This is a genomic window from Micromonospora sp. NPDC048842 (assembly GCF_040649935.1).
Lineage (GTDB): Bacteria > Actinomycetota > Actinomycetes > Mycobacteriales > Micromonosporaceae > Micromonospora > Micromonospora hortensis.
Genome location: NZ_JBEZGK010000017.1, coordinates 69621 through 94358, shown reverse-complemented (window position 1 = coordinate 94358; position 24738 = coordinate 69621). Strand labels below are relative to the sequence as shown.

Below are 24738 nucleotides of genomic sequence, written 5' to 3'. Positions count from 1 at the left end.
GTAGACCCCCCACCCACCCAGCCGTCCCAACCCGGACCCACCCCCGATTGGCGCAAGATCCGGACAAGAACAGGGTTGTTGCTGCCTCAGGCACGCGTGAGGCAGCAACAACCCTGACGTTGCGCAGATCTTGATGACCCACCCCGAGGCAGAACCAGTGAGCTGACCCGACCGACGGACCCGGTCCACGTCAGGTTTTCCGGGGGAGCCCCGCCCGCGCAGGGATCAAGCCTGACCGCCCGGAGCGGGCGGGGCTCCCCCGGAAAACCCCAAAGGCAGGGAGCGATCACACCCCCTTGGGGTGCCACACCGTCTTCGTCTCCAACAGCGCGGTCATCGGAGCCACCCCCGGGTCACCGGTCCAGTCGTGGTCGGCCGGGGCCGGTCGGAGCACCCGCTTGAGGTTCTCCGCCGCCTTGACCTCCAGATCGGTGGCGAGCGCGGTGTCGGTGACCCCGGTCAGGTCGATCGCGTTGACGTCCATGTGCGCGGCCAGCGTCGGCGCGGTCTCGGTGATCGCGCCGGTGAGGATGTTGACCACACCGCCGGGCAGGTCGGAGGTGGCCAGCACCTCGGCCAGCGTCACCGCCGCCAGCGGCTCGCTCGGGGACGCCGCCACCACCACTGTGTTGCCGGTGACGATCGCCGGAGCGATCACGCTGACCAGGCCGAGCAGCGCCGGACGCTCCGGGGCGACCACAGCGACCACGCCGGTCGGCTCGGGCGCGGAGATGTTGAAGTACGGGCCGGCGACCGGGTTGGCGCCGCCGTACACCTGGGCCAGCTTGTCGGCCCACCCGGCGTACCAGACCCAGCGGTCGACAGCGGCGTCCACCTCGTCGCCGGGAATGCCCAGGGCGACGAACTGTTCGCGGCGGCCCTCCAGCATCTCGGCGGCCCGGTAGAGGATCTGACCCCGGTTGTACGCTGTCGCGCCTGCCCAGCCCTTGACGGCGGCGCGGGCGGCGACCACCGCGTCCCGGGCGTCCTTGCGGGAGGCCAGTGACACATTCGAGGACTGCACGAGATACGACCGTCCCGACTCGCTGCGCGGGAACTTCCCGCCGATGAAGAGCTTGTACGTCTTGCGTACCGCGACCCGCTCAGACATTGAGGTAGCCCTCCAGCCCGTGCCGGCCGCCCTCGCGACCGTAGCCCGACTCCTTGTAACCACCGAACGGCGAGGTGGGGTCGAACTTGTTGAAGGTGTTGGCCCAGACCACGCCGGCGCGCAGCCGGTCGGCCATCCACAGGATCCGGGAACCCTTGTCGGTCCAGATCCCGGCCGACAGCCCGTACGGCGTGTTGTTGGCCTTCTCCACGGCCTCGGCCGGGGTGCGGAAGGTGAGCACCGACAGCACCGGGCCGAAGATCTCCTCGCGGGCGATCCGGTGTGCCTGGGTGACGCCGGTGAAGATGGTCGGCGCGAACCAGAAGCCCCGGTCGGGCAGGTCGCACGGCGGTGACCAGCGCTCGGCGCCCTCGGCGGAACCGGCGTCGGACAGTTCGCGGATCCGCTCCAGTTGGGCGGCCGAGTTGATCGCGCCGACGTCGGTGTTCTTGTCCAACGGGTCGCCGACCCGCAGCTGAGCCATCCGTCGCTTCAGCGACTCCAGCACCCGGTCGGCCACGTTCTCCTGAACCAGGAGTCGGGAGCCGGCGCAGCAGACGTGCCCCTGGTTGAAGAAGATGCCGTTCACGATGCCTTCGACGGCCTGGTCGATCGGTGCGTCGTCGAAGACGATGTTGGCGGCCTTGCCGCCCAGTTCCAAGGTGAGTTTCTTGCTGGTGCCGGCGACCGACCGGGCGATGGCCCGGCCCACGTCGGTGGAGCCGGTGAAGGCGACCTTGTCCACGCCCTGGTGCTCGACCAGCGCGCGGCCGGTGTCGCCGGCGCCGGTGAGGATGTTGACCACACCGGCCGGCAGCTCGGCCTGCTGGCAGATCTCGGCGAAGAGCAGCGCGGTCAGCGGGGTGGTCTCGGCCGGCTTCAGCACGACGGTGTTGCCCGCGGCGAGCGCCGGGGCGATCTTCCAGGCCAGCATGAGCAGCGGGAAGTTCCACGGGATGACCTGCGCGGCCACGCCGATGGGCCGCGGGTTCGCGCCGAACCCGGCGTGCTCCAGCTTGTCGGCCCAGCCCGCGTAGTAGAAGAAGTGCGCGGCGACCAGCGGCAGGTCGACGTCGCGGGACTCGCGGATCGGCTTGCCGTTGTCCAGCGACTCCAGGACGGCCAGCTCGCGGGAGCGCTCCTGGATGAGCCGGGCGATCCGGTACAGGTACTTCGCCCGGTCCCGGCCCGACATCGGGCCCCAGACCTTGTCGTACGCCTTCCGGGCGGCGCGCACCGCGCGTTCCACGTCCTGGGGGCCGGCCTCGGCGACCTCGGCCAGCACCTCCTCGGAGGCGGGATTGATCGACTTGAAGCTGTCACCGTCGGTCGGGTCGACGAACGTGCCGTCGATGAACAGCCCGTACGAGGGTTTGAGGTCCACCACCGAACGGGACTCGGGGGCGGGGGCGTATTCGAACATCGGCTATCAGTCCAGGGTGAAGTAGTCGGGACCGGAGTAGGTGCCGGTCGTCAGCTTGGTGCGCTGCATCAGCAGGTCGTTGAGCAGGCTGGACGCGCCGAAGCGGAACCAGTCCGGGTCGAGCCAGTCCGGGCCGACGGTCTCGTTGACCATCACCAGGTACTTGATCGCGTCCTTGGTGGTCTTGATGCCACCGGCGGGCTTCACGCCCACCTGCCGCCCGGTCGCCTCGCGGAAGTCGCGGACCGCTTCCAGCATCACCAGGCTCACCGGCATCGTCGCCGCGATCGGGACCTTGCCGGTGGAGGTCTTGATGAAGTCGCCGCCGGCCAGCATGGCCAGCCAGGAGGCCCGCCGGACGTTGTCGTAGGTGGCCAGCTCGCCGGTCTCCAGGATGACCTTGAGGTGGGCATCCCCGGAGGCTTCCTTGGTGGCCACGATCTCGTCGTAGACCTCCTTGTACCGCCCGGACAGGAACGCGCCCCGGTTGATCACCATGTCGATCTCGTCGGCGCCGGCCGCGACGGCGGCCCGGGTGTCGGCCAGCTTGATCTCCAGCGGCGCCTGACCCGACGGGAACGCGGTCGCCACGCTGGCCAGGTGCACGCCCGATCCGCGCAACACCTCGGCCACGTGAGGAACCATGGCCGGGTATACGCAGACCGCGCCGACGTGCGGGCAGGACGGGTCGGCCGGGTCCGGACGAATGGCCTTCGCGGCGAGCGCGCGCACCTTGCCCGGGGTGTCCGCCCCTTCCAGGGTGGTCAGGTCGACCATCCGGATCGCCAGGTCGATCGCCTGTGCCTTGGCGGTGGTCTTGATGGAGCGGGTGCCGAGCTGTGCCGCCCGCTGCTCCGCGCCGACCTGGTCCACGCCGGGCAGGCCGTGCAGGAAGGTCCGCAGAGCGGTCTCGGATCGTCCCAGCTCGGAGAGCTCCGACCGGGCCGACGTCGTTGTCGCCGTCATGCCGAGAAGTCTACGCACGAGACCGCCGAGTGATCTTGCTCACGACTGCTCGACGACGTGCCGACGTGAGCGGCGTCCCTGGTCCGACCGCACCCGCACCGCCACGCGGTACGGACCGGTAGGTTGAGCGATCGTGGACGTACACGTCATTGACCACCCGCTGGCCCAGTCTCGACTGACCGCCATGCGGGACGCGCGCACCGATTCCTCGACGTTCCGGGCGGCGCTGCACGAACTGACCACCATGCTGGTGTACGAGGCGGCCCGCACCTTCCCCGTCGAGCGGTACCCGGTGCAGACGCCGGTCACCGGCACCGAGGGCACCCGGCTGGCCAACCCGCCGCTGCTGGTCCCGGTGCTGCGCGCCGGCCTGGGCATGGCGGACGCCGCGCTCGGCCTGCTGCCGGAGTCGTCGATGGGCTTCGTGGGCCTGGCCCGCGACGAGGAGACCTACGAGCCACGCGCGTACATGGAGTCCTTGCCCCGCGATCTGGCCGGTCTGCCGGTGCTGGTGCTCGACCCGATGCTGGCCACCGGTGGCTCGCTGGAGCACTCCTGTCGACTGCTGGCCGACCGGGGCTGCACCGACATCACAGTGCTCTGCGTGCTCGCCGCGCCGGTCGGCATCGAGCGGCTGGAACGCTCCGGTCTGCCGTTGCGCCTGGTCACGGCCTCGATCGACGAGGGGCTCAACGACAGCATGTTCATCGTCCCCGGCCTCGGCGACGCCGGCGACCGCCAGTTCGGTGGCATGCCCCGCTTCTGAGGGGATACCCGGTCGGTGCCGGGTCCGGCGGGTCCGTGCGCGCGGTGCGCGGACCCGCTACCGTCTCCGGCCATGACTGGTGTTGCGCTCGCCGAGGAGTTGCTGCTCCTCGCCTACGACGACACGACCGGCAAGGCGACCATGCCACGGATCAGCCTCGACCTCGGCATGGCCGCCGCGGTGCTGGTCGAGCTGGCTCTGGCCGGCCGGATCGCGTACGCCGACGGGTCCCTGACGGTTATCGACCCGACGCCGACCGGCGAGCCGTTCAGCGACGATGTCCTCAGCCGGATCGCCGCCGACACCCCGCACACCCCGGCGTCCTGGGTGCAGCGTCTGCGGCACGGCCTGCGCGACCGGATCCTCGCCGACCTGTGCCGGCAGGGCGTCGTCCGGGACGTCGACGAGACCGAGCTGGGCTTCATCCACGTGCACCGTTACCCGGTCGTGGACACCTCCGTCGAGGCGGAGACCCGCCAGCGGCTGGCCGAGGCGTTGACCGGCGCGGCAGCCCCGGACGAGCGGACCGCCGCGCTGGCCACCCTGGTAGTGGTGCTCCGGATGGAGTCCGCGCTCGGGGTGAGCGGCGAGGCCGCCGCCGACGCCCGCCGCCGGCTGACGGAGATCGCCACCGGCGCCGGGTTCTCCGGCGAGGTGAGCACCGACGACTCGGTGGTCCGCCCGTCGGTTGGCCTGGTCGTCGCCGCCCTGGCCAGGGCCGTCGACCAGGCCCTCGGCCCGCGCCGCTGACCCAGCGCGCCGGTCAGAGCCCCAGAGCTGCGGCGATCTCGCCGCGCAGGGCGGCGACCGCCGCCGCCGCCCGGCTGCGGGCCGTCCGGACGTCACCGTCCACTACCGGTTCCACCACCTCGAGGTACGCCTTGAGCTTCGGCTCGGTCCCGGACGGGCGGATCACCACCCGGACCGCAGCGGTCCGCAGGATCACCACGTCCGACTCGGGCAGCAGGTCCCGGACGCTGTCCACCGGCTGCCCGAGCAGTGTGGCCGGGGTGGCCGCCCGGATCCGGGCCATCGCGTCGGCGATGACCCGCAGGTCGTCCACCCGGGCGGAGAGCTGGTCGGTGTGGTGCACGCCGAACTCGGCGGCCAGCTCGTCCAGCCGGTCGGTCAGCGTACGACCCTGCGTCTTCAGGCCGGCGGCCAACTCGGCCACTGTCAGCGCGGCGGTGATGCCGTCCTTGTCCCGGACGTGTTCCGGGGCGACGCAGTAGCCGAGCGCCTCCTCGTAGCCGAAGACCAGCGGCGCGCTTCCGCCGCCGGCCCGCACGATCCACTTGAACCCGGTCAGCGTCTCGTCGTAGGACAGCCCCCGGGCCGCGCACATCGCCCGCAGCAGTGACGACGACACGATAGTGGTGGCGTAGAGCCCGGTCACCCCCCGGCGCATCAGGTGATCGGCGAGCAGGACGCCCACCTCGTCGCCGCGCAGCATCCGCCAGCCGTCGCTGTCGTCCCTAACGACCACCGCACAACGGTCGGCGTCCGGGTCGTTGGCGATGGCGAGGTCCGCGCCGGTGGAGTCGGCCAGGGCGATCAGCCGGTCCACAGCACCCGGCTCCTCCGGGTTGGGGAACGACACGGTGGGGAACGCCGGATCCGGCTCGGCCTGGTCGGGCACCACCCCGGGGGTCGGAAAGCCCGCGCGGGCGAAGGCGGCGGTGAGCACCGCCGCGCCCACCCCGTGCAGCGGGGTGTACGCCACAGTCAGGTCCCGTGGCCCGTCCGGGTCGATCACCGCGGTGGCCCGTTCGACGTACGAGGCGACCAGGTCGTCGCCGAGCACCAGACCGGGCTCGCCCAACGGCACCTGGGCCAGCGGCCCGACCGATCGGATGGCCGCCTCGATACCGGCGTCGGCTGGGGGCACGATCTGCGCGCCGGCGCCCAACTCGCCGCCCAGCTCCGCGCCGAGGTAGACCTTGTAGCCGTTGTCCTGCGGCGGGTTGTGGCTGGCCGTGACCATCACTCCGGCGACACCGCCGAGGTGCCGCACGGCGTACGCCAGCACCGGGGTGGGCAGCGGGCTGGGCAGCAGCAGCGCCGGGCGGCCAGCGCCGGTGGCCACCTGGGCGGTGCGCTCGGCGAACTGTCGGGAACCGTGCCGGGCGTCGTACCCGATCACCAGCGGGCCGGTGCCGCCCTGGGCCGCGAGCCAGGTGACCAGGCCGGCAGCGGCCTGGGTGACCACGGCGAGGTTCATGCCGTTCGGGCCGGCACGCAGCGGGCCGCGTAGGCCCGCCGTGCCGAAGGTCAATGGGCCGGCGAACCGGTCGGCCAGCTCCGGGGCGCTCGCCGGGAGGCCATCGAGCACCGCCGTCAGCTCGTCCCGGCTGGCCGGGTCGGGGTCGTCGGCCAGCCAGCGCCGGGCTTGCTCGCGAATGTCGTCGATGTCAGTGCTGTCCGCCGCCATGCCCCTTTGATAGCACGGCGGCGGATCACCCCTGTGGGTTCCCTCCGGCTCAGCCGTTCCCGGTGAGCTGGAACGTCCGTGCCATCTCGTCGAAGATCGGCTTGCTCTCCGCGAACTTGGCGTCCGTGGCGGTGAGGTAGAACGAGTACGCCTTGCCGTCCTCCGCGACGCCCCGCCAGACGCCGTGCCGCATCGCGTCACCAGCGCCGCACGTGTACTCGAATTCGGCTGCCGGCTTGCTGGCCAGTTCGGTCTCGGTGGAGGAGATCTGGTTGTACGGCTTGACGCAGGAGGTGCTCCGGGTCTTGAGGCCGTTCTCGGCCGTCTCGGCCCACCGGACGGAGCTGCTGCTCCACTTTTCGGTGATGATGCGGACCTTGCGGCCGCTGTCCGCCGGGTCGATGTAGTCGGTGTACGAGCCGCCGGTGGCCTTCTTCCAGCCCTTCGGCACCATGACCTGGATCCCGCGGGCCGTGTGCTCCTGCATCTCGACGGTGGGGGCCGCCGGGGCGGACGGGGTGGGCTGTGCGGCCGGGGTGCTCGGCGGGGCGTCGTCGCCGCCGGAGAGTGCCACCGCGGTGATCAGCAGCACGACGACCAACCCGCCGGCCGCGGCGAGCTGCACCTTGCGCGGCCAGCCCTTGACGGTGGTGACGAGCTGACCACCGGTGGCCCGGACCTTGTCCAGCGCGCTGCCGCCCGACGCGGCGGGCGTTGTCGCCCAGGGCTGACCGGTGCCCGGCACCGACCACTGGTTGCCGCCGCCGTAGGTGCCGCCGACACGCTGGGTGGCCTCCGGTGCTGCGCCGCCGTACCCGACCTGCTGGGTGGCATCGGCCGGGGTGCCGTAGCTGACCCGTTGGGTGGCATCGGGGTGCCCGCCGGCGTCCACCCGCTGGGTGGCGTCCGCATTGCCGCCGTAGGTGCGCCCGGCTGCCGGTCGGCCGGGAGTCGGCATCGCGCCGGTCGGCGTGTGCAGCGGACCGGCCAACGCGTCGGCGCTGGTCTCGTCGAGCCCACCGGTGGTGCCGGCCGGGCGAGCTGCCTGCGGGCGCTCGCCCCGGCGTAGCGAGGCCAGCCGGTCGGTCAGGGACTCACCAGGGGCCAGCATCGCCGGGCCACCGATCTGGCTGTCCGGCTTCGGCTCCGGCTGGGCCGGCGGGAGGACGGGGATGGGGCGCTGCTGCACCGGCACCACTGCGTACGGGTCGGTGACCGAGTGCACAGCCGTCGCCGTGCTGCCCAGCGGGCCGGCGAGCAGCTCGCGCAGCATGGCCCGGGAGGTGTGCACGTCGAGTCGGCGCGCCGGGTCCTTCTCGAGCAGACCCATCAGCACCCGGGTCAGCGGGCCGCTGCGCTGCGGTGGGGCGGGCGGGTCCTCCACCACGGCGTGCATGGTCTCGATCGGGTCGCCCTTGTCGAACGGGGGCCGCCCCTCGACGGCGGTGTAGAGCGTCACACCCAGCGAGAAGAGGTCACTGGGCGGGCCGAACTCCTGGCCCATGGCCCGCTCGGGCGAGATGAAGTGCGGCGAGCCGAGCACCATGCCGGGGGTGGTGAGCTGCACGTCGGTGGGCATCCGGGCGACCCCGAAGTCGGTCAGCACGCAGCGCCCGTCGGTGCAGATCAGCACGTTCGCGGGTTTGACGTCGCGGTGCAGCACGCCGATCGCGTGCGCGACCTCCAACGCGCCGAGCAGCGCGATGCCGATCTTGGCGACGGCGCGGGGCGCGACCGGCCCGTCCTCGATCACCATGTCGGCGAGGCTGCGGGCGTCCAGCAGCTCCATCACGATCCACGGCCGCCCGGCCTCGGTGACCACGTCGTACACCTGCACCACGGCGGGGTGCTGGATGGCGGCGGCGGCGCGGGCCTCGCGCAGGGTGCGTTCGTACATCGCGTCGCGGTCGCTGGGGGCCAGCCCCGGGGGCAGGACGACCTCCTTCACCGCCACGTCGCGGCGCAGCAGGGTGTCTGTGGCGCGCCACACCGTGCCCATGCCGCCGTTGCCCACCGAGGACCGCAGCGAGTACCGGCCACCAATGGTGGTGCCGGGCGCCGCTCGTCCGTTGGCGGGACTAACTGGTCCGCCGCTCCACGTCGGGATCTGAGTCACAGAAAAGCCACCGGGGGAAATCGAGGGGGGCTGGGACACAACCCCCCTATCTTGCTGGTTCCGACGCCCGATGCGAAAGCCGACGCGGCGGACGTTTATCGAAGTCGACAGAACGTGCCCTGTCGTTCACCTGGTGTCGACCGGTCGGGACGCACTGTGCGGTATCCCTCACCCGACGACGTGGCCAGGCGTCCTACCATCCGGGGATGAACCAACGGCGGTCAAGTGAGTCCGGTTTCCCGATCAACGGCGTCTACACGGAGGCCGACCTTCCGGAGGACCTGGACTCCCGGCTCGGCAGCCCGGGCGAGTTTCCGTACAGCCGGGGTGTCTACCCCACCATGTACACCTCCCGCCCGTGGACCATGCGCCAGTACGCCGGCTTCGGCACCGCCACCGAGTCCAACGCGCGATACCACCAGTTGTTGCGGGCCGGCACGATGGGCCTCTCGGTCGCGTTCGACCTGCCGACGCAGATGGGCTACGACTCGGACGAGTCGATCGCGCACGGCGAGGTCGGCAAGGTGGGTGTCGCGATCGACTCCATCGAGGACATGCGGCTGCTCTTCGCCGACATCCCACTGGACAAGGTGTCCACGTCGATGACCATCAACGCGCCCGGCTCGGTGCTGCTGCTGCTCTACCAACTCGTCGCCGAGGAGAACGGGGTGCCGGGTACGGCGCTCAACGGCACCATCCAGAACGACATCCTCAAGGAGTACATCGCCCGGGGGACGTACATCTTCCCGCCGAAGCCGTCGCTGCGCCTGGTGGCCGACACGTTCGCGTACTGCCGCAGCGAGGTGCCGAAGTGGAACACCATCTCGATCTCCGGCTACCACATGGCGGAGGCCGGCGCGACGCCCGCGCAGGAGATCGCGTTCACGCTGGCCAACGGTGTGGAGTACGTACGGGCGGCGCTGGCCGCCGGCCTCGCCGTCGACGACTTCGCACCCCGGCTGTCGTTCTTCTTCGTGGCCCGCACCACGCTGCTCGAGGAGGTGGCGAAGTTCCGCGCCGCCCGGCGGATCTGGGCCCGGCTGATGCGGGACGACTTCGGCGCCAAGGATCCGAAGTCGATGATGCTGCGGTTCCACACCCAGACCGCTGGTGTGCAGCTCACCGCCCAGCAGCCGGAGGTGAACCTGGTTCGGGTGGCGGTGCAGGGTCTGGCCGCCGTGCTCGGTGGCACCCAGTCGCTGCACACCAACAGCTTCGACGAGGCGATCGCGCTGCCCACCGAGAAGGCGGCCCGGCTCGCGCTGCGTACCCAGCAGGTGCTGGCCTATGAGACGGACCTGACCGCCACCGTCGACCCGTTCGCCGGGTCGTACGTGGTGGAGGCGATGACCGCCGAGATCGAGGCCGCCGCCGTCGAGTTGATGGAGCGGGTGGCCGACCACGGCTCGGCGGTGGACGCGATCGAGGCTGGGTTCCAGAAGCGGGAGATCGAGCAGTCCGCGTACCGGATCGCCCAGGAGATCGACTCGGGGGAACGGGTGGTGGTCGGGCTCAACCGGTTCACCGTGGACGAGGAGGAGCCGTACGAGCCGCTGCGGGTCGATCCGACGATCGAGGCGGCCCAGGCCGACCGGCTGGCCCGGCTGCGCGCCGAGCGGGACGCCGACGCGGTGGCACGGGCGCTCGCCGATCTTCGGGCCGCCGCCGAGGGAACGGAGAACGTGTTGTACCCGATGAAGGAGGCGTTGCGGGCCCGGGCGACAGTGGGTGAGGTCTGCGGGACGTTGCGTGAGGTGTGGGGGTTGTACCGACCCACCGACCGATTCTGAAGCGCCCGGCCGCGACCGCGGCCCCGGGGCGCGGTGTGTCCGGCGCTCTGAGCGGGTATCCGGTCGGTTGAGCCGGGACGCACACCGTGTGCGCCCACGGTGGGTGGGTGCGTGTGAGCGTCCTTATCCGGCTCGTTGCGGTGCGTGGTCGGCTAATTGTCGGAGTGTCAGTTCACCACCCCGACTAATGCGACAATTTGGCAACGGGGTTCCGGCTGGCGCCGGGATTCGTGACCGCCGCGATCGGTTACGCGTTGTAGGAGGTGAGGGGCTGATGACGGCATTCGACCGTGATCTACCTGCTGTCCCCCGCCTTGACGAGCGCCCCCAGCAGGGCATACGTGACTCTGCGCGGTCCGATCATTACCGTAACGAGGTTGCGCAGCGTCACCGTCGGAGGTCTAGGCTGTCTGCTGTCCCCGATGATCCGTCCATTCCTAGTGATCGAGAATTCGACGTGACGAGTGCGTTGACGCTGCCCACAAGCGGCCCGCTGGCGTCGTCCTGGCCGGAGACGCCGCCGGGATCCCAGCCCCTGCCCCGCGAGCTGGACCACCTGCTCGCCCTCCGGGTACCGGGGCTGATCGCTACGCGCCGTCACCTCCACTCGCACCCGGAGCTCTCCGGCAACGAGTTCGAGACGGCCGCGCTGATCGCCCGGGAGCTGTCGCTGGCCGGGTTGAACCCGCGCCTGCTGCCCAAGGGCAACGGCGTGATCTGCGACGTCAACGGCAGGCCGGACGGCCCGGTCGTGGCGCTGCGCGCCGACATCGACGCCCTGCCGCTGGACGACCCCAAGGACGTCCCGTACCGGTCGACAGTGGAGGGCGTCTGCCACGCCTGCGGGCACGACGTGCACACCTCGGTCCTGCTCGGCGTCGGCATGCTGCTGGCCCAGCTCGCCGACCTCGGTGAGCTGGACGGTCGGGTCCGGCTCATCTTCCAGCCGGCCGAGGAGATCCTGCCCTGCGGTTCGCTGGAGGTCATCGAGGCCGGCGGCCTGGACGACGTGGTGCAGATCTTCGCGCTGCACTGCGACCCGAACCTGCCGGTGGGCCAGGTCGGCCTGCGGGTCGGCCCGATCACCGCGGCCGCCGACAACGTGACAGTTCGACTCTCCGGCCCGGGCGGGCACACCGCCCGCCCGCACCTGACCGTCGACATGGTCGACGCCCTCGGTCGGCTGATCACCGAGGTGCCGGCCCTGGTCAGTCGCCGGGTGCCGGCCAACAGCGGCCTGCTGCTGGTCTTCGGCCACGCCTCGGCCGGCACCCGCTACAACGTCATCCCGTCCGAGGCGAGCGCCTCCGGCACCCTCCGGGTGATGGACCGCGACACCTGGGAGCAGGCTCCCAAGATCGTCGCTCAGGTGGTGCGGGACGTGATCGCGCCGACCGGTGCCACCGTCGACCTGGAATACCTGCGCGGCCGGCCGCCGGTGTGCAACGACTCCCACGCCATCCAGGTGCTGACCGCCGCCACCGCCGCCGCCCTCGGCCCGGACGGGATCGCCGAGACACCGCAGAGCATGGGCGGCGAGGACTTCTCCTGGTACCTGGAGTACGTCCCCGGCGCCCTCGCCCGGCTCGGCGTGGGTCGCTCCGGCCCCAACGTCGACCTGCACCGGGCGAGCTTCGACGTGGACGAGCGGTCCATCGCGGTCGGCGTCCGCGTCATGGTGCAGACCGCGTTGCGGGCACTGGCGGCGGCGCGCTGACCGGCCCGACCGGGGCCGGGGACTTGCGCCGTCGGCGCAGCACCACCAGCAGCACCACCAGTGGTACGCCGAGCGCCACCAGCCAGGGCAGCAACGCGCCCAGCACCGTGAGCAGGACGGTCATCGAGACGACGAACGCCTTCCAGCCGCCCCTGAGCCCGACCAGGAAGCCGGTCTCGGCCTCCTCCTCGGTGTCCTTCGCCGCCGGTCCGGCCAGCGACACGGTGATCGTGGAGAGGGCGGTCAGGTCGGCCAGGCGCCGCTTCTTGGCCTCCAGCGAGGCCAGGTCGGCCTCCCGTCGACCCAACTCGTTCTCCAGCGACACCAGGTCGGTGATCGAGGTGGCTCGGGACAGCAACCGGCGGGCGCTCTCCACCCGGGCCCGCTGACTGGTGATCCGGGCCTCCAGGTCGACGGTCTCCTCGGTGACGTCCTGAGTGTCGATCTGCCGGCTCTGCTGTCGACCGAGCTTCGCGATCTCCTCCACCACGCCTGTGAACTTCGCCGCCGGCACCCGCAGCTCCAACTCCGCCACCGCGTCGGCGTCGGCACTGCGCCGCTGGTCGCCGCCGACGAAGCCGCCGGCCTGGGTGGCGACGTCGGTGGCCTCGCGGGCGGCCGAGTCCACATCGTTCACCTGCACCCGCATCCTTCCGGTGTAGATGATCGCCCGCTGGTCGACCCGTAGGTCCGGAACGCCAGCGCCGGCCCCCTCCGGCGCACCAGCGGCGGCGTCCCGGCCCGCCTCGCCGCCGTTGGCCGCCGGCGCCTCGGCCGCCGTGCCCGCGCTGTCCTGCGCCCCGCTGTCGCCAGCGCCGCACCCCGTCAGCGCCAGGGCCGCCGCCAGTGTCGTGGCCGCCAGCAGCGCACCGCGGCGTCGTCCCACCTGTCCGTCCATCCCCGCTCCCATCGTCGTCAACCGGTGTGGCGATAGCTCGGACGCGACGCGCACACCGGCTGGTTCCGGCAGACTGCGCTGAGGACGTCACGATTCGATAATCGAGGAGTCACGATGCGGCTCACCAAGTACGCCCACTCCTGCCTTCGGGTGGAACACGACGGGGGAGTGCTCGTCGTCGACCCCGGAGTGTTCAGCGACGCCGCGGCGGCGCTGGACGGTGCGGACGCGGTGCTGATCACCCACGAACACCCCGACCACCTCGATCTGGCAGCGGTGCGTCTCCAACTCGACCGACAGCCGTTCCCGATCCACGGGCCCGCCTCGCTCGGCGAGACCCTGGGCGACGTGGCCGACGTTCTGCGCCCGGTCAGCGTCGGTGAGTCGTTCACCGCCGCCGGGGTCGCGGTACGCGCCTACGGGGGGCGGCACGCCGTGATCCACCCCGACATCCCGGTGATCGACAACCTCGGTTACCTGATCAACGACGTGGTCTACCACCCGGGAGACTCCCTGGTGGTGCCCGACGAGACACCCGTCGACACGCTCTTCGCGCCGATCCACGCGCCCTGGTCGAAGTTCTCCGAGGTGGTCGACTTCATCCGCGCTGTCGCACCGCGGCGCGCGTACGCCCTGCACGACGCGTTGCTCAACGACAATGGGCTGGGCGTGCTCGACAGGCAGTACACAGCGCTGTCCGGCACCGAATACCAGCGACTGGAGCCCGGTAGCCGGGTGGACGTCTGACCCGATGCCCGGCCTCTCCGCGGAGCTGGTGCAGCAGCTCTACCGCACCCCACCGGACCGGTTCGTGGCCGCCCGGGACGCCGCTGTGGCCGAGGCCCGCCGGGCCGGTGACCCGAGCACCGCCCGGCAACTGGCCCGGCTGCGTCGCCCGACGGTGGCCGCCTGGTTGGTGAACCTGCTCGCCATCCGACGCCCGGAGCTGGTCGCCGATCTGGTGCAGCTCGCCGACGCCCTGCGAGTCGCCCAGCGGGAGTTGCGCGGGCCCCGACTGCGGGAACTGTCCGCGCAGCGCCGGGCTGTGGTCGGCGCCCTGGTCGCCGAGGTTCGCAAGCTCGCCGCGGCCGAGCCGGACGCGCCACCGGCGAGCCGACTGCCCCTGGCCGAGGTGGAGGCGACGCTGAACGCGGCGTTCTCCGACGTCGAGGTCGCCGAGCAGGTGCGGGCGGGCCGCCTGCTGCGGGCGGCCAGCTACGCCGGCTTCGGTGAGGTGCCCCGGCCGCAACTGCGGCTGGTCACCGACGATGACGAGGAGCGCGAGGAGGAGCGTCCGGCCCGCCGGCCCGGCCCCCAACGGGGCCGTCCCGAGGCGGCCCCCCGTCCGGACCGGGCGGCCGAGCAGGCCGAGCGTGCCGAGCAGGCCGAGCGTGCCGCTCAGCGAGCGGCCCGAGCCGAGCTGGCCCGGCAGCGCCGCGCCCTGGACCGGGAGTTGACGAAGGCCCAGGCCGACCAGGAGCGGGCCGAGACCGAGCTGACCGAGGCGACCGGGCAGGAGCGCGACGGTGCGGCAGTACTCGATCGCCTTGAGGCCGAGCTGGCCGAGCTGGAGCGGCGGCGCGCGGTCGCCGAGCAGGACCTCAGCCGGGCCAAGCTCGCCCGGCGTGCCGCCGAGCGGGCGGTCACAGTGGCCCGGCGGCGTGCCGGTGAGGTCGAGGCGGCGGTCGAGGCACTGGCGGCCGAAGAGGGGAATGCGGACGCGGGCGGTGGCGCGGCAGACTGACCATCGATGGACGACGACGAGTGTGCGGGCCGTACACGGCGAGTGGCCCCGGGTCGGGGCGTTGTCGTGGTCGCCGGTTCGGGTTGCCCGAACGGGGCGGCGCTGTGACTCCGGAGCAGGTCGCGGCCGCCAGTAAGCCCGTCGTGCTCGACCTGGGTGACGCCTTCAGTCGAGACCCGACCACGTTGCGCCGGGCCCGACTGCTCGGCATCTCCGGCTGGGCCTTCTACATCAGCGGCCGGGCCGGCGCGCTCGGCGGTGTGCGGGCCGAGACCGCCGCCGCCGCCCTCGGGTTCATCGCCCCGGACGCGGTCGCCGACGGTTGGGACGCCGCCGCCCGGGTCGTTCCGCCGTTCGAGGTGGCCGCCGCGAGCCTCGCCGAATGCTGCCGGTGGGGGGCGCAGCAGCTCGGCCCCCTGCCCGGCACCGAGCGCCTGTCGGCGCTCGTCGAGCGGGCCGTGGTGGCGGCGGAGGCCAGTGGGATGCCGCTCTTCGCCGCGTGGCGGGCGATGCCGCTTCCGGATCTCTCGCCCGGGGCTCGCAGCGCCGCCGGGCTGCGGCTGCTCCGGGAACACTTCACCGGCGCCTACCTGCTGGCGGTACGGGCCGCCGGGATGACCCCGCTGGAGGCAGTGCTGTCCGGGCCGGAGGGTGAGGCCGGGGCGGTGGCCTGTGGCTGGCCGCCGCCGTACCCGCCGATCGGGCCGCTGGTGCGCCGCCGACTCTGGGCGGAGGCGGTGACCAACCGGCTGGCCGCGCCGGCGTTCACGGCCCTCGGCCCCGCCGACGGCGCGGAGTTGGTGGAGTTGCTGCACCGCACCCGGGTCGACCTCGGCTGAGCCTCCCGCCGGCCGGAAAAATGGGCGGCGTCGGAGCGGATCGGCTGCCAGGATGTCCTGCCGTGACCCTTCCCGCTGGTTGGACGACGCGCCGACCCACCCTCGACGACGTGCCGGCGATCCTCGCTGTGGTGCACGCCGCCGACACCTTCGCCATCGGCCATCCCGACTTCGACGCCGAGGACGTCGCAGCGTCGCTGACCGCCCCCCACTTCGACCCGGCCCGGGACTCCTGGCTGGCGGTCGACCCGGAGGGCGACGTGGTCGGCTGGGCGACGGTGGACAACCCCACCGGCGTCGGCCGGGAGTTCGTGGAGATCCACGTCGACCCGGTGCGCGCCGCGACCGTTCGGGCATCGCTGCTGACTCGACAACTGGACCGGGTCGCCGAGCGCGCCGCCGAGCGGGGGCTGCCATCGCTCACCGTCCGTTGCGCGGTCTTCGCGCCGGAACGCGACTGGGCGCGAACCCTGCGCGAGGTCGGGTTCACCCTCGTCAAGAGGTACGTCCGGATGAGCGGGCCGCTGGACGACCTGCCCGACGAGCCGGCCGGTCCATCGGCAGTGACGGTGCGGCAGGTCCGCCCGGACGACGAGGCCGACCTGCGGGAGTTCCACCGGATCACCGATACCGCCTTCGCCGACACCGCCGATCACGAGCCGCTGTCGTACGAGCGGTGGCGGGCCCGGATCGGTGACCTGACCGCCTGGGACGAGTGGTTCGTCGCCGAGGTGGACGGGGTGCCGGTCGGCGCGTTGCGGTCCTCGGACCAGGCGGTCGACCAGCAGCAGGGCTGGGTGAAGAGTCTGTCGGTGCTGCCCGCGTACCGGCGCAGGGGTGTGGGTGCGGCGCTGCTGCGCAGCGCCTTCGCCCGCTACGCCGAGAAGGGGCGGCGGTCCGCCGGCCTCGGCGTCGACCTCACCAACCCGACCGCCCCGCTGTCGCTGTACGAGTCGGTGGGCCTGCGGGAAACCCTGTGGGCCGACATGTACGAGCTTTCCGTTCCGGCGGCCGGTGTGTGATTGACGACCCCGGTCCGGCCCGACCGGCGCTCCGCTCGACAGCGGGAGCAGACTGGAGGGGTGCGATACGCGCTGCTACGCCGAGGCGGTGCCGGTGGGGCGGGCCCGCAGCTCGGTGACGTAGTCGTCCGGGGCGCCCGCCTTCTCGGCGGCGTTCGCGATCTCCGACAGATACCACGAGGTCGGCAGGCCACCCTCGTACCCGTTGAAGACGTAGATCCACGCGGTCACGTCGCCGTCGAGGGTGGAGACCCGCACGTGCAGCTTGCGGTACGTGCCGGCGGTCACCCCCTCGATCTCGTCGAGCTGGCCCGCGTCGTAGGGGTGGATGTCATAGAGCGCCACGAAGACCCGCTCACCGGGAGACTCGACAAGGGTGCTCACCGCACCCTCCCAGCCGATCACGTCCGCCCCGGCGAAGGTCAGCCGCCAGCCCTCCAGCCAGCCGGTGCCCACCATCGGCGAATGCGGACAGTAGGCGCGCATCCGGGCAGGGTCGAGATTTGAGCCGTAGGCGGCGTGATGACGCACGGCGATGACGATAGCCCGGCCGACGGGTGGGGGAGAATACGACAGTGCGTGTCGAATGCGCTCGGGAGAAGAAAGTCACTGTGAGCATCAACGAAGGGCGAACGCTGTGAGCCGGATCGTGATCATCGGTGGGGGGCCGGCCGGGTACGAGGCGGCGCTGGTCGCCGCCCAGCTCGACGCCGATGTCACAGTGGTGGAGGCCGACGGTGCGGGCGGCGCCTGCGTGCTCTCCGACTGCGTACCGTCGAAGACGTTCATCGCCAGCTCGCAGGTGGTCACCGGCTACCGCGACACCGAGGAGTTCGGGGTGCACTCGGACGGCCTGGAGGCGGTCACCGTCGACGCGCGGGCGGTGCACGGCCGGGTCAAGCGGCTGGCCCTGGCGCAGTCCGCCGACATCCACGCCAAGCTGCTGAAGGCGGGGGTCACCTTCGTGGCCGGCACCGCCCGGCTCGGCGAGGACTCCCTCGGGCACACCCACCGGGTCGTCGTCACCCCCGCCGACGGTGGCGAGGAGTACTCGATCGACGCGTCCACCGTGCTGGTGGCCACCGGCTCGACGCCCCGCCAGCTGCCCACCGCCGTACCGGACGGTGAGCGCATCCTGACCTGGCGACAGGTGTACGACCTGCCGGAGCTGCCCGAGCACCTGATCGTGGTCGGGTCCGGCGTGACCGGCGCGGAGTTCGCCAGCGCGTACCTGGCGATGGGGGTCGAGGTGACACTGGTCTCCAGCCGGGACCGGGTGATGCCGCACGAGGACGCCGACGCCGCCTCCGCCATCGAGCGGGTGTTCCGCAACCGGGGCATGGAGATCCTCAACAACTCGCGGGCCGACGCGGTCCGGCGTACCGCCGACGGCGTCGAGGTGGAGCTCTCCGACGGCCGCAAGGTGACCGGCTCACACGCGCTGATCACCGTCGGTTCGATCCCGAACACCGCCAACCTGGGTCTCACCGAGTACGGGGTGGAGCTGGGCCGGGGCGGCTACCTGACTGTCGACAGGGCTTCCCGGACCAACGTGCCAGGCATCTACGCCGCCGGCGACTGCACTGGCGTCCTGCTGCTGGCCAGCGTCGCTGCCATGCAGGGCCGGATCGCGATGTGGCACGCGCTCGGCGAGGCGGTCCGCCCGCTGCGGCTGCGTACCGTCGCGGCGAACGTCTTCACCGACCCGGAGCTGGCCACCGTGGGCGTCTCGCAGGACGAGGTCGACGCGGGCAAGGTGCCGGCCCGGCAGGTGATGCTGCCGCTGTCCGGCAACGCCCGGGCCAAGATGGACGACCTCTCCGACGGTTTCGTGAAGTTGTTCTGCCGTCCCGCCAGCGGTCAGGTGATCGGCGGCGTGGTGGTCGCTCCGAAGGCCAGCGAGCTGATCCTGCCCATCACCATGGCGGTGGAGAACAACCTCACAGTCAACGAGCTGGCCCAGACCATCACCATCTACCCCTCGCTGTCCGGCTCGATCACCGAGGCGGCCCGCCAGCTCATGCTGCACGAGCTGGAGTGACCTGCCGGGCCTGGAGCAGCGCCACGGTGGCCAGGACGGCCACCTCGGTGAGGATCAGGAGGCGTTCGGCCAGGCCGATGAGCATCCGGTCGCCGGGGTAGGCGGACCAGATCATCGCCGCTGCCAGGGCCAGGCTCAGCAGGACCAGGGCGCGTAGCGTCCGGGCGGCTGGCGTCAGGTCAGGTCGGCGGGCGAGCAGCCAACCGGCCGCCGGCAACGCCAGGAAGGCGATCACCGACGCGTACCGGTGCAGGTAGGCGGCGGTGGTCATGGCGGTGCCCGGCTCGTTCGTCGGCACCAAGGCGGCCAGCAGCAGCCCACCCACCCATGCGCCGAGCAGCAGCTCGGCGGTACGGCCGGAGCGCGGTCGGGGTGGGCTGGCGCGGCGCAGTCCGTACAGCAACGCCACTGTGGCGAGCGCGAGCACCACCATGGCGATGTCGATGACGCCGCCGCGGTCGGAGACCGCGAAGTCGCTGATGGTCAACGCCCACGGGTTGAGGTCGTCGTTGACTTCGAGGTGGCCGATCACGGTGAGCAGCGCAGCCAGGGCGATCCCGCCCAGGGCCAGCAGGCCGGTACTCCGGGTAACAGGCATGCCTCAGCCTGTCGCCGCGGACACCCCAGCCGAATCCGGGACAGCCACCGAAATCGTTCCCCGGGACCACCCCTAGAGGCCTTCCGGGATGCGGCCGTCACGTGCTTCCGCGCATCCGTGAACGTCCGATGGTCGCGAAGACCTTCGCCAGGTCAGGCGACGTTCAGCTGGATGTTCCCAATGCGGGCGACGACGTCGAGATGACCACCCAGGCCGGTGACGTAGGCGCGGAGTGATCCCAGGCTGGTGTGCTCGCCGTTCTCGATCTGGCTGATCCTCGCCTGCGTCAGCCCCGCCGCCTCGGCCAGTTGTACCTGAGTCATACCCAGGTGCTTGCGGATCTCTGCCAGCTGCGCCCCACTGACCGCTGCCAGCATCTGCTCACGGTGCTGAGCGCGTCGGGAGACCCGGTCCGGATCTGCCCAGGAAGGGTCGAGCGCGCGGGCCTTCGCCTTGACGTCCTGCCAGTCAGCTCCATCGGTCATCTCTGTGTTTCCCTCAGCCTGGAGAGGTGCTCCTGAAACCGGTCGTCCGCCAACGGGACCGCCGTCTTGTGCCAAGTCTGCCACTGGCCCGACTTGTCGCCAGCAACCAGAAAAACAGCTTCTCGAACTGGATCAAAAGCGAAGATCATCCGGATCTCGGTGGAGCCGGTCGACCCAGGCCGCAACTCCTTCATGTGGTGGAAGATGCTGCCCTTGAGACGGTCAACCAGGGGACGCCCGAGCGCCGGCCCGTGTTCGGCGAGGAGGTCGATGGCCTCGCTGATGAGGTCGGCGCTGGCGGGATCCGTCTTGCAGAGGTTGAGGAACCACTCCTCGACCTGAGGATGAAGTTTGACGTCCCACATGCTGCCAATATAAGTGGAGCTTATACCCGCAGATGTAACGACACTCAGTCGACGGGGACCTCGACCGCTGCGACCGCGGCGGTGGCGCGGGCGTGGCGGGCGCTGACCACTGTCATCGCCCATCCGGCCGCGGCGAAGCCGGCTGCCGCGGCGGTGGCGATGATGGCCAGCCGCCAGGCCGACTCGGTCAGCGCGGTGCCGCCCAGGTGTCCGACCAGCGCGCCGTAGGTGGCCCAGCCGAGCGCGGCGACGGCCTCGTAGAGCACGAACAGGCGGTACGGGTAGCGGCTGCGCCCGGCCGAGAAGCAGGCCGCCATCCGGCCGCCGGGCACGAACCGGCAGAGCAGGATGACCAGCGGCCCGGGTTGTCGCAGCCCCTGGGTGACCCGGCTGGCCACCCGGCGGGCGCGGCTCAGCTCGGCGTGCCGGGGTGGCCGCCGGTCCGGTGCGCTGCGCCCCAGCAGGTAGCAGGCCAGGTCGCCGACGAATACGCCGAGCGCTCCGACGGCGATGGTGACCGGCAGGCTGAGCCCGCCGTAGACGGTGAGCGCACCACTGGTGATCATGACGACCTGGGTGGGGATCACCGGCACGAAGGCGTCCGCGATCAGCAGCGCGAGCAGCACCAGGTACGCCCACGTCGGCGATGCGACGTCAGTCAGAAGTTCGGGCACGCCTGCCACCTCGCCGAATGCGGCCGATTGGGTGTCTTGAGCCTGACGTCGTGTCCGGCGTCACGGTGGACGGCCCCGGCCCGTCGTGACCGTCGACACGACTGGGCCACCCAGCTACAACGAGGCCGGTCGCTGCCGGGTGACGGGTCCGGAGGCCGTTGCACCCGTTCGAGGCGGGCGGCAGAACGGCGTTCGTCGGCGTACCGTTGTCGGCGCGGCCATGCCCGTCGGGTCCCCCGTTCCTGACGATTCGGCCGCCAGGGCCGCCGGCGGGTCCCGCGCCGGCGGCCCACCCCTCCGCCGTAAATCCGGGTGCATCCCCGATAGTCGCGCGAGTACGGTCGCCGTATGCGCAGCGCGGTAGTGATGACCACGACGCCGGGTGTCCCCGGCGCGCCGCTCTGACGTAAACACCGTCGACCAGGCCCCGGGGCGATCCGCCCCGGTGGGCAGTGCGCCGAACGGAGCTCAGGTCGCCTCCGGGTCGTACCCGATCCAGGAGCCCGACATGATCGACCACCGTAGGCTCGGCCGCGAGCTGGACCTCTTCGTCTCCGACCCGCTGGCCGGCGCCGGCCTGCCGATCTGGCTGCCGGCCGGCGCCGCCGCCCGGCACGCCGTCGAGGAGTACGTCAGGGAGTTGGAGCGCCGCTCCGGCCACCAGCACGTCTACTCGCCGCCGCTGGGCAAGCGGGAACTCTTCGAGCTCTCCGGCCATCTCGGCTACTTCGCCGACGACATGTTCCCGCCGATGCGGCTCAGCGCCGACGACGAGTTCGTGCTCCGGCCGGCCCTCTGCCCGCACCACGCGTTGGTCTTCCGGGCGCGGGGCCGTTCCTACCGGGAGTTGCCGTTGCGGATCGCGGAGCTGGGCGGGATGTACCGCTCGGAGCGCTCCGGTGTGCTCGGTGGGCTGTCCCGGGTACGCGCCATCTCGCTCAACGACGCGCACACCTTCTGCGCCCCCGAGCAGGTCGGCGCGGAGGTCGTCGAGATCCTCGGGCTGATCCGTGCCGCGCACGCCGCGCTCGGCGTCCGGCCGGCCGGGTTCCGGCTGTCGTTGCGCGGGCCGGGTGAGAAGTACGTCGGCGACGACGCCCAGTGGGCCCGCGCCGAGGAGTTGCTCCGGGAGGCGCTGGCCGGGGTGGAGTACGTCGAGGCACCGGGGGAGGCTGCCTTCTACGGTCCGAAGATCGACATCCAGATCGTCGACGCGGCCGGCCGGGAATCGACCATCTCCACCATTCAACTGGACTTCGACAAGCCGGAACGGTTCGACCTGTCGTACACCGACTCGGACGGCAGCCGGCGTCGACCGGTCATGGTGCACCGCAGCCTGGTCGGCAGCATGGAGCGGCTGTTCGCGTACCTCATCGAGGTGCACGAGGGGGCGTTCCCGGCCTGGTACGCACCCGTCCAGTTGGTGCTGCTGCCGGTCGACGACGGCCAGGCCGACGCGGCGGCCGACCTGGCCCGGCGGGCGGTCGACGCCGGCCTCCGGGTCGAGGTCGACGCTGCCGGCTCGCTGGGCGCCCGGGTACGGGACGCGGCCCGCCGCCGCGTCCCGTACCTCGGGGTGTTGGGTGCCCGGGAGGTGGCCGACGGGCGACTCGCGCTGCGCCTGCGCGGCGGCCGCGCCCTGGCCCCGATGCCCGCCGCCGCCGCTCTCGCCCTGATCGGCGGGCAGGTCGCCGCCCGCGCGACCGACCTGCTGCCGTCGGACTGACACGCCCACCGATCGTCTCGCGCGCACGGCCGCCCGACCTCAGACCGACGCCGGTTGGGCGGCCGCTTCCTCGTCGACCACCGCGCCGGTGAACTGTGAGCGGTAGAGCCGGTGGTACGCGCCCTGGGCGGCGAGCAACTGCTCGTGGGTGCCCTGCTCGACGATACGACCGTCCTCCATCATCAGGATCAGGTCGGCGTCGCGGATGGTGGAGAGCCGGTGCGCGATCACGAAGCTGGTCCGGTCCGAGCGCAGCGCGGCCATCGCCCGTTGCAGCAGCACCTCGGTGCGGGTGTCCACCGAGCTGGTGGCCTCGTCGAGGATCAGCAGCGACGGCTCGGCGAGGAACGCCCGCGCGATGGTGATGAGCTGCTTCTCGCCGGCGCTGACGTTGCTGCCCTCCTCGTCGATGACGGTGTCGTAGCCGTCGGGCAGGCTGCGCACGAACCGGTCCACGAAGGTGGCCCGGGCGGCGGCGAGGATCTCCTCCTCGGTGGCGTCCGGCCGCCCGTAGGCGATGTTGTCCCGGATGGTGCCGCCGAACAGCCAGGTGTCCTGGAGCACCATGCCGATCCGGCCGCGCAGGTCGTCGCGGCGCATCGTGGTGATGTCCACCCCGTCGAGCGTGATCCGGCCGGCGTCCAGCTCGTAGAACCGCATCACCAGGTTGACCAGCGTGGTCTTGCCGGCGCCGGTGGGGCCGACGATGGCCACCGTGTGTCCGGGCTCGGCGACCAGCGACAGGTCGTCGATCAGTGGCTTGTCCGGCTCGTAGCGGAACGAGACGTGCTCGAACTCGACCCGACCGTGCGGGTCGGTGACCCGGGCCGGCGCGACCGGGTCGGGGGTCTGCTCGGCCGCGTCGAGCACCGCGAAGACCCGCTCGGCCGAGGCCACCCCGGACTGGAGCAGGTTGGCCATCGAGGCGAGTTGGGTGAGCGGCTGGGTGAACTGGCGGGAGTACTGGATGAACGCCTGCACGTCACCGAGGCTCATCGTGCCGGAGGCGACCCGCAGCCCGCCGACCACGGCGATCGCCACGTAGCTCAGGTTTCCGATGAACATCATCGACGGCATGATGATCCCGGAGATGAACTGCGCCCCGAAGCTGGCGCGGAACAACTCCTCGTTCTTCGCGTGGAACGCGGCCTCGACCTCACGCTGCCGGCCGAAGACCTTCACCAGCTCATGACCGGTGTACGCCTCCTCGATCTGGCCGTTCAACTCGCCGGTGTGCGTCCACTGGGCGATGAACTGCTTCTGCGAGCGCTTGGCGATGCGCTGGGTGACCAGCACCGACAACGGCACCGCGACCAGGGCCACCAGGGCCAGCACCGGCGAGATCCAGAACATCACCGCCAGCACGCCGACGACGGTCAGCAGCGAGGTGAGCAGCTGGCTGAGGGTCTGCTGGAGGCTGGTGGAGATGTTGTCGATGTCGTTGGTGACCCGGCTGAGCAACTCACCGCGCGGCTGCCTGTCGAAGTAGGGCAGCGGCAGCCGGTTGAGCTTCTCCTCCACCTCGGCGCGCAGCCGCAGCACTGTGCGCTGGACGACCCCGTTGAGCAGCCACCCCTGCCACCAGGACAGCAGGCTCGCCGCCAGGTAGAGCCCGAGCGCCAGCAGCAGCACCCGCTTCAGGGCGCTGAAGTCGATGCCCACCCCGGGCACCACGTCCATCCGGGCCAGCATGTCGGCGAAGCTGTCGTTGCCGCTGGCCCGGGCCGCCGCGACGGCCTGCTCGGCGGTGGTGCCGGCGGGCAGTTGCCGACCGATCACCCCAGTGAAGATCAGGTCGGTGGCGTGGCCGAGGATCTTCGGCCCCGCCACGCTGAACCCGACGCTCACCACTGCCAACGTGATGATCGCGGCCAGGTGCAGTCGGTGCGCGCGCAGCCGGCCGAGGAGCCGTCGGGCCGACGGCCCGAAGTTCATCGACTTCTCGGCGGGCATTCCGGCGCTCATCCATCCCGGGCCGCCGCCCTGACGGCCGGGCGGCAGCCGCTTCGGCGTCGCCGCGCCGCTG

At 71.6% G+C, this 24738-nt stretch carries 22 protein-coding genes; 10 read left to right on the top strand and 12 right to left on the bottom strand.

Annotated elements, in window-relative coordinates:
- Positions 1-286: 286 nt before the first annotated feature.
- From AB0C19_RS22965 to deoC, 3 genes are read right to left on the bottom strand one after another with little or no spacing between them, the layout of a single operon-like run.
- Complete coding sequence (locus tag AB0C19_RS22965; protein WP_357188445.1) at positions 287-1111, bottom strand: aldehyde dehydrogenase family protein; 825 nt, start codon at positions 1109-1111, stop codon at positions 287-289.
- The gene (locus tag AB0C19_RS22960; protein WP_357188443.1) at positions 1104-2534 is read right to left on the bottom strand and encodes an aldehyde dehydrogenase family protein; all 1431 of its coding nucleotides are present in this window, start codon (positions 2532-2534) and stop codon (positions 1104-1106) included. The genes AB0C19_RS22965 and AB0C19_RS22960 overlap by 8 nt, the downstream gene beginning before the upstream one ends.
- Positions 2535-2540: 6 nt before the next feature.
- Complete coding sequence (deoC, locus tag AB0C19_RS22955; protein WP_357188441.1) at positions 2541-3500, bottom strand: deoxyribose-phosphate aldolase; 960 nt, start codon at positions 3498-3500, stop codon at positions 2541-2543.
- 133 nt (positions 3501-3633) lie between these two features.
- Between deoC and upp the strand changes: the two genes are divergently transcribed.
- Together upp and AB0C19_RS22945 are read left to right on the top strand one after the other, a co-directional pair.
- Positions 3634-4266, top strand: a complete 633-nt coding sequence (upp, locus tag AB0C19_RS22950) for a uracil phosphoribosyltransferase (protein ID WP_210784459.1) — start codon at positions 3634-3636, stop codon at positions 4264-4266.
- 72 nt (positions 4267-4338) lie between these two features.
- Positions 4339-5016 carry a GPP34 family phosphoprotein gene (locus AB0C19_RS22945; RefSeq protein WP_238684464.1) on the top strand — a complete coding sequence of 226 codons (678 nt, stop codon included), beginning with the start codon at positions 4339-4341 and terminating at the stop codon, positions 5014-5016.
- 13 nt (positions 5017-5029) lie between these two features.
- Here AB0C19_RS22945 and AB0C19_RS22940 read toward each other — a convergent pair whose 3' ends face one another.
- The gene (locus AB0C19_RS22940) at positions 5030-6697 is read right to left on the bottom strand and encodes a phospho-sugar mutase (RefSeq protein WP_357188438.1); all 1668 of its coding nucleotides are present in this window, start codon (positions 6695-6697) and stop codon (positions 5030-5032) included.
- A 49-nt stretch (positions 6698-6746) separates the two neighbouring features.
- Complete coding sequence (locus AB0C19_RS22935; RefSeq protein WP_357188436.1) at positions 6747-8813, bottom strand: protein kinase; 2067 nt, start codon at positions 8811-8813, stop codon at positions 6747-6749.
- A 206-nt stretch (positions 8814-9019) separates the two neighbouring features.
- Between AB0C19_RS22935 and AB0C19_RS22930 the strand changes: the two genes are divergently transcribed.
- Together AB0C19_RS22930 and AB0C19_RS22925 are read left to right on the top strand one after the other, a co-directional pair.
- Positions 9020-10603, top strand: coding sequence for a methylmalonyl-CoA mutase family protein (locus AB0C19_RS22930; RefSeq protein ID WP_357188434.1), 1584 nt, complete (start codon positions 9020-9022; stop codon positions 10601-10603).
- Between the two features lie 457 nt (positions 10604-11060).
- Positions 11061-12320 (top strand): amidohydrolase, encoded by a 1260-nt coding sequence (locus AB0C19_RS22925; protein ID WP_357188431.1) that lies wholly within the window; start codon positions 11061-11063, stop codon positions 12318-12320.
- Here the strand turns inward: AB0C19_RS22925 and AB0C19_RS22920 are convergent.
- The gene (locus tag AB0C19_RS22920; RefSeq protein ID WP_357188429.1) at positions 12277-13239 is read right to left on the bottom strand and encodes a DUF4349 domain-containing protein; all 963 of its coding nucleotides are present in this window, start codon (positions 13237-13239) and stop codon (positions 12277-12279) included. The genes AB0C19_RS22925 and AB0C19_RS22920 overlap by 44 nt on opposite strands.
- Positions 13240-13332: 93 nt before the next feature.
- On the opposite strand from AB0C19_RS22920, the gene AB0C19_RS22915 reads away from it, so the two are divergent.
- The 4 genes from AB0C19_RS22915 to AB0C19_RS22900 all read left to right on the top strand — a co-directional run bounded on the left by AB0C19_RS22915 (position 13333) and on the right by AB0C19_RS22900 (position 16823).
- A complete protein-coding gene (locus tag AB0C19_RS22915; RefSeq protein WP_357188427.1) occupies positions 13333-13965 on the top strand; it encodes an MBL fold metallo-hydrolase in 633 nt (210 codons plus the stop codon).
- Between the two features lie 4 nt (positions 13966-13969).
- Complete coding sequence (locus AB0C19_RS22910) at positions 13970-14962, top strand: hypothetical protein (RefSeq protein WP_357188425.1); 993 nt, start codon at positions 13970-13972, stop codon at positions 14960-14962.
- A gap of 104 nt (positions 14963-15066) precedes the next feature.
- A complete protein-coding gene (locus AB0C19_RS22905; protein WP_357188423.1) occupies positions 15067-15801 on the top strand; it encodes a hypothetical protein in 735 nt (244 codons plus the stop codon).
- Between the two features lie 62 nt (positions 15802-15863).
- Positions 15864-16823, top strand: a complete 960-nt coding sequence (locus tag AB0C19_RS22900; RefSeq protein WP_357188421.1) for a GNAT family N-acetyltransferase — start codon at positions 15864-15866, stop codon at positions 16821-16823.
- A gap of 75 nt (positions 16824-16898) precedes the next feature.
- On the opposite strand, the gene AB0C19_RS22895 is transcribed toward AB0C19_RS22900, so the two are convergent.
- Positions 16899-17354: a gamma-glutamylcyclotransferase gene (locus tag AB0C19_RS22895; protein WP_357188419.1), complete on the bottom strand. Its 456-nt coding sequence runs from the start codon at positions 17352-17354 to the stop codon at positions 16899-16901.
- Positions 17355-17460: 106 nt separating this feature from the next.
- Here AB0C19_RS22895 and AB0C19_RS22890 point away from each other — a divergent pair, with 106 nt between their 5' ends.
- Entirely contained in the window at positions 17461-18864 is a 1404-nt protein-coding gene (locus AB0C19_RS22890; RefSeq protein ID WP_091394456.1) for an NAD(P)H-quinone dehydrogenase, read from the top strand.
- Here the strand turns inward: AB0C19_RS22890 and AB0C19_RS22885 are convergent.
- From AB0C19_RS22885 to AB0C19_RS22870, 4 genes are all read right to left on the bottom strand, one after another.
- A complete protein-coding gene (locus AB0C19_RS22885) occupies positions 18842-19462 on the bottom strand; it encodes a DUF998 domain-containing protein (protein WP_357188416.1) in 621 nt (206 codons plus the stop codon). The genes AB0C19_RS22890 and AB0C19_RS22885 overlap by 23 nt on opposite strands.
- 152 nt (positions 19463-19614) lie before the next feature.
- Entirely contained in the window at positions 19615-19947 is a 333-nt protein-coding gene (locus AB0C19_RS22880) for a helix-turn-helix transcriptional regulator (protein WP_357188414.1), read from the bottom strand.
- Positions 19944-20312, bottom strand: coding sequence for a type II toxin-antitoxin system RelE/ParE family toxin (locus tag AB0C19_RS22875; protein ID WP_357188412.1), 369 nt, complete (start codon positions 20310-20312; stop codon positions 19944-19946). The genes AB0C19_RS22880 and AB0C19_RS22875 overlap by 4 nt, the downstream gene beginning before the upstream one ends.
- Positions 20313-20356: 44 nt before the next feature.
- The gene (locus tag AB0C19_RS22870) at positions 20357-20986 is read right to left on the bottom strand and encodes a DedA family protein (RefSeq protein ID WP_357188411.1); all 630 of its coding nucleotides are present in this window, start codon (positions 20984-20986) and stop codon (positions 20357-20359) included.
- Between the two features lie 508 nt (positions 20987-21494).
- On the opposite strand from AB0C19_RS22870, the gene thrS reads away from it, so the two are divergent.
- Complete coding sequence (thrS, locus tag AB0C19_RS22865) at positions 21495-22712, top strand: threonine--tRNA ligase (RefSeq protein ID WP_330439739.1); 1218 nt, start codon at positions 21495-21497, stop codon at positions 22710-22712.
- Between the two features lie 39 nt (positions 22713-22751).
- Here the strand turns inward: thrS and AB0C19_RS22860 are convergent, their stop codons facing one another.
- On the bottom strand, positions 22752-24665 hold the full coding sequence (locus AB0C19_RS22860; RefSeq protein ID WP_357188513.1) for an ABC transporter ATP-binding protein: 1914 nt from the start codon (positions 24663-24665) through the stop codon (positions 22752-22754).
- Positions 24666-24738 lie beyond the last annotated feature (73 nt).